Origin of the sequence: Acinetobacter sp. YH12106 (assembly GCF_013418995.1) — a bacterium.
GTDB classification, from domain to species: Bacteria; Pseudomonadota; Gammaproteobacteria; order Pseudomonadales; family Moraxellaceae; genus Acinetobacter; species Acinetobacter pseudolwoffii.
Genome location: NZ_VPAV01000001.1, coordinates 470,249 through 481,857, shown reverse-complemented (window position 1 = coordinate 481,857; position 11,609 = coordinate 470,249). Strand labels below are relative to the sequence as shown.

The following is an 11,609-nucleotide window of genomic DNA, read 5'->3' as shown; positions in this document are numbered from 1 at the left end:
GAATAATTCAAGTGAATTTGTTTGAAAGAAGAACTTTAAAAGCTTTATTTTCACCCGATAAAATACCCATAAAACAAGAGGAAGCTCAAATGAGCTTCCTCTTGTGAAAAATTGTGGGACAGCAATGTCAATTCGATCCCTTTTTGAGTATTTAAAATGAATAAAAAATTAAAGATCAGTGTCGGGCAATATTCTTCCGCTGGAATCAAAGCACAGAATCAGGATTTCCATGGGGTCTATATTCCTGAAGGTCACGCGCTTAGCAGTAAGGGCATTGCCTGTGCAATAGCAGACGGGATCAGCAGCAGCAATGTCAGTCATATTGCAGCAGAAACTGCAGTCAGCAGTTTTTTATCGGATTATTACTCGACTTCGGAAGCATGGAGCACCCAAACTTCGGCAGCACGGGTCATTCGTGCGACCAATTCCTGGTTGTATGCACAAACCCAGCAAAGCCGCGGACGTTTTGATAAAGACCGGGGTTATATCTGCACCTTTAGTGCACTGATTTTGAAACAAAACAGGGCACATATCTTTCATGCAGGCGATAGCCGGATTTATCGCATTCAGATACAAGCCATTGAACAGTTGACGGCTGATCACCGCGTTTGCCTGTCATCAACAGAACATTATTTAAGTCGTGCACTGGGTGCCGACCATCGTATCGATGTCGATTATCAGCAGCTTGAATTATGTGAAGATGATTTCTTTATCTTGATGACGGATGGTGTCTATGAGTTTATTGATATGCAGCTCATATCGGAGATGCTGCAACAGCAACAACATCTGGATATCATTGCCAAGTCTATAGTCGAACTGGCCTTAAAGCGGGGTAGTGATGATAATCTAACCATTCAAATCATTAAAGTGGAACAGTTGCCTGATGAGGAATCCTTTCATATCAAGAGCCATGTTTTATTTCCGCAACAGCTGAGTCATGGCGACCTGTTTGAAGGTTATCGAATTGATAAAATCCTGCACCAAAATCATCGCAGCAGCCTCTATTTGGCGCAGGATGCAGCCACACAAGCTCAGCTGGTCATTAAAACCTTGTCTGTCGATTTGCAGGATGACCTGAAAGCAGTGGAACAATTCCAGCTGGAAGACTGGGTATCCAAGCGTTTAAAACATGAAAACCTGATGCACTACTATCCGCATACAGGCAGTAAAAAGTTTTTATTTCAAAGTTATGAATACTTGCAAGGGGAAAGCTTAAACCGATGGCTACATCGTCAAAAAACTGCTTTAAGTTTAAAACAACTGATTCCGATTATTGAACAGGTGGCCAAAGCACTGAATGCCATGCATCGACTTGAAATGCTGCATCAGGATGTACGGCCAGAAAATGTCATGCTGCTTGAACCGATTGATGCTTTGAAAGTAAAACTGATTGATTATGGATCGACGGCAGTTAGAGGGCTGGTCGAACTGAATCCTAAACATGCAGATGTGCCTTTGGGAACGTTGGCATTTATGGCACCAGAGTATTTTATAGGGCGCTCACCCTCGGTAAAATCAGATCAGTTTTCACTGGCAGTGATGAGCTATTATTTATTGACCCGGCAATTGCCTTATGGGACAGAGCTGGCGCGCTGCAAGACCGAAAAAAAATTAAAAAAGGTACGCTATCATTCACTGTCTGAATATCGTCCGGATTTGCCCAAGGGTTTGGATGCGATTTTTAAAAAAGCACTGTCAATTCGTCCAGAGCAACGTTATGAGGCACTTTCAGCATTTATCTATGACTTGAAACAGCCTGATCTTGAATTAAAAAAATCTGTTTCACGTCCTGTGATTGAGCGTCATCCCCTGACATTCTGGAAATGCTGCACCGCGATTCTGTTTATCTTATTACTCTTGGTCTTTTCCCTATATTTTACAAAATAAAGCTCTTTAATAGGCTATTCAATTATATTTTTTGAATTGTCAGCAGCAAGTTCGGGAATGTTTGGCATATTATTCAGTCCAAATATCTGCTTATTCTATGTGCAGGTTTTAATGAAACAGTTGCTGTTTGCATCACTTTATGTTCACGCGGTTTTCACCCTTTTTCTGCTCAATGAGTGAATAATTTTTGAATATGAGTCAGGTTGAGTCTGATCCAAAATTTATCCTTTAGCCCAGATCCAAGACCCAGTGCTCAGTAATTTTCTCAAAATATATAAACGACTGTGGGCTCGATCCAAGACGATGCTATGAGCTAATTCAAATCGATATGCTACTCAATTTCAGTGAGCTTTGAATATGAAGTAACTGGTTTAGTCCACTATGAATTTAACGCAGTATTACATTATGCCAACTGGAAATACATGTGTGCAGAATTAAATAGCATATTATTTAATATCAAATACTTAATTATTAAGTTCTTGGAACTTGTGAGGATGTTGTGGCTATCTTGCAAGTTGTATAATCAAAAAATACCAAAATTACATCAAAAAATATACGCTGATCAGTCAGTTTTTTGGCAGAAAATAATGCCTTGATTCGGCATTGTTCATTTATGCTACAGCATAATTTTTAAAACCAGAATCCCTCTAGGATTAGGATCATGTATACAGGATTGTATAAACCCGATATGAGCACGAGAACAATTCCGCTGAACAAAAAACCGCTAAGCTTGATGATCCTTTCAGTTCTTTCCAGTGCTGTCTATGCTGAAACATCTCGCAGCCAGCATCCTGTGCAACAACTCAACACCATCGTGGTCAGTGCTGAACAGACAGATCCGCAGCAGCAATACCAGACCGAGCTTGCGCAAACCTCAGGTGGAACCAATTTTATTTCAGCCCAGCAGCTTGAACATCAACATATTGCAAATAATGCCGATGTATTTCGTCTGCAACCCGGTATCTATGCTCAATCCCCGGGCAATGAAGGCGCCAAAGTGTCTATCCGTGGCTCGGGTATTAACCGGACATCAGGTGCGCATGCCTCTGGTACCTTTGTGCTGATTGATGACATTCCATTTACCGGGCCGGGCGGCACCGCTTATGAATTACTAGAGCCTTGGTGGATTGATCATGTTGGCGTCTATCGCGGTGCAAACGGTTTTAAACAGGGGGCGCTGGCGCTAGGCGGAGCGATTAACTATAAAAGCAAGACTGGTGCCGAGCAGAATGGTTCTGAACTGAAGTATGAGGCAGGCAGTCATGGTTATCAAAAATATCAGTTCAGTACCGGCCGTAAACTGGATCAGCTGGATTATTATCTGGCGCTAACAGGTAACCAGTTTGACGGAATTCAGGATCATGCCAAAGGTGATGGCAAAGGCCTGGCTTTTAATCTCGGCTACCAGATTAGCCCGGACATTGAAACCCGTTTTTATGCCCGTTACCGCGAAAGCAAACATCTGACACCGGGGCGTATTAGGCAAGAACAATTAAAAAACAATCCTGAAGTAGCTGATCCTAATTTTGTAGGAATTGATGCCAAACGTATCCAGCCGGGCAGTACCTGGCTCGCCAACACCACCACCTGGAATTTACAGGATGATGCAAAATTGACTGCTAGTCTGGCATATCATCATTATCCGTTAGACTTACGTGAAAGTCGCTATCGTACCAATGTCGATTATGAAGATATTACTGCACGTATTCAGTATGAAAAGCCCTATCAATTGTTGGGTCTGGAACATCAGGGGCGTATTGCCTTACGCAGTACCACCCATCGTCCAAACAGTGGTGTAACGGAAACTTTAAGATTTAATACAGAAATTGGTAATCAAACATATCCGGCAGATACGGTCACGCGCCGTTATACCTATCGTGGTTCAGACAATGTATTGCAATTTGATCAGCAGACGGCGCTCAATGACCAGCTCTCCCTAGATCTGGGTCTTGCAGCAGTCTATGCCCATCGTGAAAGTGAAGTGACTTATCCAGTTGCCAGTCCTAAGATCAATCAGTATGAGTGGGATTTTGCCCCACGTCTCGGGATGACTTATCAGCCGAATGAGTCTGTGCAGTGGTTTGCCAATTTAAGCCGCAGCATCGAACCGGCTCATCCTTGGGCGATGGCATGGTCATCTCCCTATTATTTTGATGAAGGAATTGCCTCAGGTCGGGTACGTGCTCCGATTCAATTAAAAACCCAGACTGCAAATACATTGGAATTGGGTGGACGTGGCCAATCAGGCTTTGGCGATTGGGCGCTCAGCTATTATTATTCCAAAGTTAAAAATGAACTTTTAACGTCTGAAATGATTAAGGATTATGGAGAGGGTTCAAGCAAAAATGAAAGAATCAGTGTAGAAGCAAATGCCACACCAACCATTCATCAAGGCGTCGAACTGAGTTTGGATACACCATTGCATGAATTTAAACATGGCGAATTACGCTTGCAACAGGCCTATACACTAAGTGATTTCCAATACAAAAATGATCCGCTGTTTGGCGAAAACCAGTTGCCGGGGATTCCCAAACATTTGTATCAGGCACAGCTCAGTTATGCCATGCATAATGGTTTTTATATCGGCGTGAATACCGAATATGCGTCCAAAATGCCGCATGATTATGCCAATAGCCGCTTTAGTGATGATTACCAGATTTGGGGCATTGATCTCGGTTATGCACCAGAACACCAATCATGGAAAACCTGGATCAATTTCAAGAATATCACCGATGAAAAATATGCTGCTGTGGTCATCCCGGGCCTAAATGATCAAGGGAAGGATGAAGCACGCTCTTCACCAGGAGAAGGATTCTCGACCTATGCTGGTGTGTCTTTCAAGTTTTAAACTTGAAACTGTTACAAGCGTAAAGAAAAGAGCGGAGATTAGTCCGCTCTTTTTTATATATGATTAATTCAACCATTAACTTTGGATAATTCCATTGACGCCCGTGACGATCATGTCTATCGCAATGGTACCGATCAGCAGCGCAGCAACACGGCCAACAATATCCACATATAAATCTATGTAGTTGGAGTATTTATGCTGTAAATGATCATGCAGATATTTCATTAGAATCAGCAGGCTGCAGGTCAAAAACAGGGTAAGAAAAATCACCAGCATGGTTTGCCATAAACTGAGCTGAATTCCGGTAATCACCGCCGCTGAAATGGTGCCCGGGCCAATCATAAATGGCATGGCAATGGTGCCTGCCAGATGATGAGGCGCCCCACGCATCACGCCAATGGTATCGGCGCCTTCAAAGACATAGCGATAACCAATCACCAGAAAAATGATACCGCCAAAAATCTGGAAAGATTCAAAGCGTACATGCAGCACTTCCTGAAAGAAGGCTTCACCGGTCTTGGCAAAAATGATAAAGACAATAAAGCTGATCAGGCTGCCCTGAATCAATGCCATATTAAAGACTTTGGCCTCGGAATTACGGATAATTCCGAGCATATAAATACTCATCAAAAATGGATTGAGTAAAGAGAAGAACAGGGCAAAGGCATGTAAGCTTTCTGACATTATCGATTCCTTCTAGGGCCTTGGACGGTATTAATTTTCACGGTCTGGAAACAGCGGGCGTGTACCCGGACTGATACGGTTAATATGCAGATACATCATATGACGTTCATATTTATCCAGAATGTCGTTAATGACCTGTTCCTTGCTATAACCGACCAGATCATTGCCTTGCGAACCTTCAAACAGATAGCTTTCCAGACGATAGTAATAACGTTTGGCACGTTTCCCGCGCGAACTGAAGTTTGGGGTGTCATAACGCACCGGCCAGATTTCATAAACAAAATTTTCTTCTTCATCGAGCTGAATAATCAGATCCAGATGATAGAGTTCCGGTTCATCCTCTACCGGTTTTTCCTGTACATCAACATGCACACCTTTAGTGATGAGTTCGGCTGCAACAGCCTCAATAGCCGGTTTGCACACCTCATTTAGCATGCTTCGGGTCTGGGGCAGGCTTGGATGTAACATCACCCGACTCAGCCGTTTTTTCCAGTTAAAGATGTCCACGTTTCCGACCACAGGTGCCGCATTCATACTGGTACTGGCCTGACGGAAATCTTCCAGACGCAGGGATTTATACAGGCCCGCCATGACAAAGAAAATCACAAAGCTAAAAGGCAGTCCCATAATAATGGTGGTGTTTTGCAAGGCTGTAACACCGTTGGCCATCAGCATCGCCAAAGTCAGCAAGCCAATCGCAATGGCCCAGAAAATACTCAGCCAGCGCGGTGAATCATGCTCGATATTGGTAAATTTAGTGGTGAAATTCCCCAGTACCAAAGCGCCAGAATCCGCAGAAGTGACATAGAACAACAAACCGGTAATGGTCGCGATCCCTGCGATAAAGCTAAAGCCAGGATATTGCGCCAGCAAGTCATAGAAACCATGTGCCGGATTTTCCAGGACTGTGGTCGCCAGTTGAGTATTGCCATCAAACATGACGCTATGGAGTGCACTATTACCAAAAATAGATAACCAGGTCAGGGTAAATAATAGGGGAATAATCAAGGTGCCGGCGACAAACTCACGGATGGTTCGTCCACGTGAAATACGCGCCAGAAACAGCCCGACAAAAGGAGACCAGGCAATCCACCAGGCCCAGAAGAACAAAGTCCAGCTATTCATCCATTCTTTAGGTTGCTCAAATGGAAAACTGGTTAAGGACAGCTTTGGAAACTGACTGATATAGTCACCAAAGTTCTGAATCAGGGCGGCCAGCAAGAATTCGGTATTGCCCATCATTAAAATAAACAGTAACAGGCCAATCGAGACATAAATATTAATTTCTGAAAGGACGCGGATGCCTTTATTGACACCGGATGCAACAGAAATAATGGTAATAATCACCGCGACTGCGATTAATCCGGTCTGTACCCACAGGTTTTCCGGTAAATCAAACAGCACATGCAGGCCGTAATTGAGCTGGACCACACCAATACCGCAGGTGGTCGCAATACCGAAAATCGTGCCGAGTACTGCCGCAGTATCGACCGTATGCCCAATCGGACCATGAATCTTTTTACCAAAAATCGGATAGAGTGCTGAACGGATGGTCAGTGGCAGGTTATAACGATAACTGAAATAGCCCAGGGCCACACCTATCAGTGCATACATGCTCCAGCCAGTTAAACCATAGTGGAACAGGGTCCAGACCATGGACTGGCGAGCCGCCTCGAAAGTCTGGCCTTCACCGACGGGTGGATTCATATAATGCGAGAGAGGTTCCGCCACCGAGAAGAACATCAGGTCAATCCCGATTCCGGCAGAAAACAACATGGCTGACCAGCTTAATAAACTAAATTCAGGCTTGGAATGTTTAGGCCCTAATTTAATTTCCCCATAACGTGAACAGGCAATAAAAATAATAAACACCAGATACAAAGTGGCAGCCAGCAGGTAATACCAGCTAAATGTACGACTGACCCAGTTCAGAATATTGGTGATGACCAGATTGGCCTGTTGATTGAATAAAATCGTGACGAGAGAAAAAAGCAGAATAAGTGTTGCTGAAACATAAAACACCACTTTATTCAGACTATCCTGCACTTGTTCAGTTTTCTTTTGCATAAATCTGTGACCGTAGTTTTATTGTCATGTGATTTACAGCGCAGTTCGATTTGACACAGGGTTCGACACTTAAAGAGTCAAAGTCGAATCAATTACAAACATTTGCAAATCCAAAACAAACTGCGCTGTACATCTGAGGTTGCTAGGCACTATAATTTTTATTAATTGATCGTTCAATTAAAAAAACGTTTTTTAATGTTACCTCATTCTGCTATTGCAGCATGAGTCCGATTTATAGATTCGTTATTCAGGTTAGTCTTATGCCAAAAGTTGGTATGCAACCGATCCGCCGTCAACAGCTTATTGACGCGACCCTAGCTGCTGTAAATGAACTAGGTTTTGCAGAAACCTCAATCAGCCAGATTGCACAACGTGCCGGTGTTTCGACCGGCATCATAAGCCATTATTTTGGCGGGAAAAATGGCCTCATTGAAGCAACAATGCGTTATTTATTGCAGCAGTTAGGTAAAACCGTGGCAGAGATGCAGACCCAGGTGAATGCCACACCTGAGCAACGTTTGCTTGCCATTGTACGGGGTAATTTTGCTGCACCTCAAACCAATAAGGCCGCTATGAAAGTCTGGCTGGCATTTTGGGCGAGCAGCTTGCATCAACCGGACTTGCATCGGTTGCAACAGGTTAACCATTACCGCTTACATTCCAATCTCAAGCACGAATTTATGAAAGTGCTGTCCAAATCAGAAGCAGAAAAAGCGGCACAAGGGCTAGCTGCACTGATTGATGGTTTCTGGCTACGTGGAGCACTGATCAGTGGCGAGATTGATCCAGAAATGCCGATCGAACTGTGTAGCCAGTTTATCCAGCAGCAATTGAAATCACACAAATAGGCGAGGGAATTACAGTGACTACCTATCATTTACAGCGTCCTTATATTCACGGCCAATATGTCGATGCAACATCGCATCGCAGCTTTGAAAGCATCAACCCTGCAACTGGTGAGATCCTGGCGGAAATCCAGATCTGCAGCAAAGAAGACATTGATCGTGCCGTCGAATCTGCACAAAAAGGGCAGAAGGTCTGGGCGGCAATGACGGCGATCGAGCGCTCCCGGATTTTAAATAAAGCCGTTGCTATTTTACGCGAACGTAATGATGAACTGGCGCGTATTGAAAGTCTCGACAGTGGCAAAGCCTTTAGCGAAACCTCTACAGTAGATATTGCCACTGGTGCAGATGTACTCGAATATTATGCCGGAATCTTGCCTGCGCTCGAAGGACAGCAAATTCCGCTGAGAGAGACTTCATTTATTTATACCCGTCGTGAACCTTTGGGTGTTGTGGCCGGCATTGGCGCCTGGAACTATCCGATTCAGATTGCCCTATGGAAATCTGCACCTGCACTGGCAGCAGGCAATGCCATGATTTTCAAAGCCAGTGAAACAACACCTTTAACCGCACTCAAACTGGCGGAGATTTATACCGAAGCCGGTGTACCGCATGGTGTGTTTAATGTCGTGACGGGTAGTGGCGAAATTGGAGGTTACTTAACTGCGCATCAGGATATTGCCAAAGTGTCGTTTACTGGTGGTGTTGCGACGGGCAAAAAAGTCATGGCACAAGCAGCAGATTCGAGTCTGAAAGAAGTCACCATGGAACTCGGTGGAAAATCCCCACTGATTATCTGTGAAGATGCCGATCTTGATCTTGCCGCTGACATTGCCATGATGGCCAATTTTTACAGCTCAGGTCAGGTCTGTACCAACGGCACCCGGGTATTCATTCCCTATACCTTAAAAGCGGCTTTTGAAGAAAAAATCTTGCAGCGTATTCCTCATATCCGTATAGGCGATCCGCTCGATCCGGAAACCAATTTTGGGCCAGTCTCTAGTTTTGCGCATATGCAGAAAGTACTGAAATTTATCGAGCAGGGCAAAATCGAAGGGGCACGATTACTTTGTGGTGGTGGCCGTGCCACACAAGGTGATTTGGCCAAAGGTGCCTACGTCTTGCCCACGGTATTTAGTGACTGCCAGGATGATATGAGTATCGTCCAGCATGAGATCTTTGGGCCTGTCATGAGCATTTTAAGCTATGACTCTGAAGAGGAAGTCATTCGCCGTGCCAATGCGACCGAGTACGGACTGGCTGCGGGTGTTGTCACGCCTGACCTTGCCCGTGCGCATCGTATCATTCACCAGATTGAAGCCGGAATTTGCTGGATAAATACCTGGGGCGAATCTCCAGCAGAAATGCCAGTCGGTGGTTATAAACACTCAGGAGTTGGACGTGAAAATGGTATTGTGACTTTGCAGCAATATACCCAGACCAAATCGGTTCAGGTGGAATTGAGCCCATTCCAGTCCGTGTTTAGCGCATAAGGAGGTCTCCGCTTGATGAATTACGATTATATTATTATCGGGGCAGGCTCGGCCGGAAATGTGCTGGCTGCTCGATTGACTGAGGATCCGGATACCAAAGTCTTGCTATTAGAGGCGGGCGGGCCGGATTATCGTCTGGATTTTAGAACCCAGATGCCGGCAGCCTTGGCTTATCCTTTACAGGGACGCCGTTATAACTGGGCCTATCTGACCGATCCTGAACCACATATGAATAATCGCCGCATGGAATGTGGACGTGGTAAAGGCCTTGGTGGCTCATCGCTGATTAATGGCATGTGTTATATCCGCGGCAATGCCATGGATCTGGAACAGTGGGCCAGCTTGAAAGGTCTGGAACACTGGAGCTATGCAGAATGTCTGCCCTATTATAAAAAGGCGGAAACACGCGATATTGGCGGCAATGACTATCATGGCGATGCCGGGCCAGTTTCAGTCGCAACACCAAAAAATGATAATAATGAGCTGTTTCATGCCATGATCGAAGCTGGTGTACAGGCCGGTTATCCACGAACGGACGATTTAAATGGCTATCAGCAGGAAGGCTTTGGCCCGATGGATCGTACCGTGACTCCGCAAGGCCGCCGTTCCAGTACCGCGCGCGGTTATCTGGATATGGCCAAAGGGCGCGACAATCTCACTATTATTACCCATGCCATGACCAATAGAATTCTGTTTAGCCAGAAGCAGGCGATTGGCGTGGAATATTTTGAAGGTCAAAATGCCTTACAACCCATTCAGGTCTTTGCCGATAAAGAAGTTCTGCTGTGTGCCGGGACGATTGCTTCCCCGCAAATTTTGCAGCGTTCAGGTGTGGGTCCTGCCGCATTATTAAAAAGTCTGGACATTCCGGTCGTTCAGGACTTGCCGGGTGTGGGCGAAAACTTGCAGGATCATCTGGAAATGTACCTGCAATACCAGTGTAAAAAACCGGTCAGTCTCTATCCCGCCTTAAAGTGGTATAACCAGCCGATGATTGGTGCTGAATGGTTATTTCTAGGCACAGGTATTGGCGCCAGTAATCAGTTTGAAGCAGGCGGCTTTATCCGTTCTTCCGACGAGTTCGAGTGGCCCAATATCCAGTATCATTTCCTGCCGATTGCAATCAACTATAATGGAACCAATGCCATTCATGAGCATGGTTTTCAGGCGCATGTCGGTTCGATGCGTTCACCCTCCCGCGGGCGTATACAACTCAAATCCAAAGATCCGTTTGAGCATCCAAGTATTTTATTTAACTATATGAGTACCGAGCAGGATTGGCGCGAATTCCGGGATGCCATCCGGATTACCCGGGAAATTATGCACCAGCCAGCACTTGATCCTTATCGGGGTGAAGAAATCAGTCCGGGTCAAGCTGTACAGACAGATGCCCAGATTGACGAGTTTGTGCGTAATCATGCTGAAACCGCATATCACCCATCTTCTAGCTGTAAAATGGGCGAGGATGATATGGCAGTTGTGGACGGTTATGGCCGGGTACATGAAATGCAGGGTCTCAGAGTCATTGACGCTTCCATCATGCCCTTAATTATTACCGGAAATTTGAATGCCACTACCATCATGATGGCCGAGAAACTGGCAGATCATATTCGGGGAAATCCGGCTTTAGCTGCATCGACTGCGCCGTTTTATCGGGCAGCTCGAGTCTCAAGCCAAGCTTGAAATTTCTATTTTACAGGTGGAAATAGGCATAAACTTATATTAATTATGCGTTAAAATAAGCTGTATATTTTGATATTAATCGATCTTTAAGTAGGGCTGCAT

7 protein-coding genes are annotated in these 11,609 nt (G+C 44.9%); 5 read left to right on the top strand and 2 right to left on the bottom strand.

Translation table 11 applies throughout. The features are described from left to right. The first annotated feature begins 156 nt into the window (after positions 1-156). On the top strand, positions 157-1,887 hold the full coding sequence (locus FTU45_RS02410; RefSeq protein ID WP_180075849.1) for a bifunctional protein-serine/threonine kinase/phosphatase: 1,731 nt from the start codon (positions 157-159) through the stop codon (positions 1,885-1,887). A 688-nt stretch (positions 1,888-2,575) separates the two neighbouring features. Next, entirely contained in the window at positions 2,576-4,735 is a 2,160-nt protein-coding gene (locus FTU45_RS02405; RefSeq protein WP_180075860.1) for a TonB-dependent receptor domain-containing protein, read from the top strand. Positions 4,736-4,810: 75 nt separating this feature from the next. Here FTU45_RS02405 and FTU45_RS02400 read toward each other — a convergent pair whose 3' ends face one another. Next, on the bottom strand, positions 4,811-5,419 hold the full coding sequence (locus tag FTU45_RS02400) for a MarC family protein (protein ID WP_100328614.1): 609 nt from the start codon (positions 5,417-5,419) through the stop codon (positions 4,811-4,813). Positions 5,420-5,449: 30 nt separating this feature from the next. Further along, positions 5,450-7,486 carry a choline transporter gene (locus FTU45_RS02395; RefSeq protein WP_159138107.1) on the bottom strand — a complete coding sequence of 679 codons (2,037 nt, stop codon included), beginning with the start codon at positions 7,484-7,486 and terminating at the stop codon, positions 5,450-5,452. Positions 7,487-7,746: 260 nt separating this feature from the next. Between FTU45_RS02395 and betI the strand changes: the two genes are divergently transcribed. The 3 genes from betI to betA are packed head-to-tail and all read left to right on the top strand — an operon-like array spanning position 7,747 to position 11,507. After that, on the top strand, positions 7,747-8,334 hold the full coding sequence (betI, locus tag FTU45_RS02390) for a transcriptional regulator BetI (protein ID WP_074382768.1): 588 nt from the start codon (positions 7,747-7,749) through the stop codon (positions 8,332-8,334). 14 nt (positions 8,335-8,348) lie between these two features. Continuing rightward, positions 8,349-9,824 carry a betaine-aldehyde dehydrogenase gene (betB, locus tag FTU45_RS02385; protein WP_180075848.1) on the top strand — a complete coding sequence of 492 codons (1,476 nt, stop codon included), beginning with the start codon at positions 8,349-8,351 and terminating at the stop codon, positions 9,822-9,824. Positions 9,825-9,839: 15 nt separating this feature from the next. Beyond that, positions 9,840-11,507 carry a choline dehydrogenase gene (gene betA, locus FTU45_RS02380; RefSeq protein WP_180075847.1) on the top strand — a complete coding sequence of 556 codons (1,668 nt, stop codon included), beginning with the start codon at positions 9,840-9,842 and terminating at the stop codon, positions 11,505-11,507. Positions 11,508-11,609: the final 102 nt, after the last annotated feature.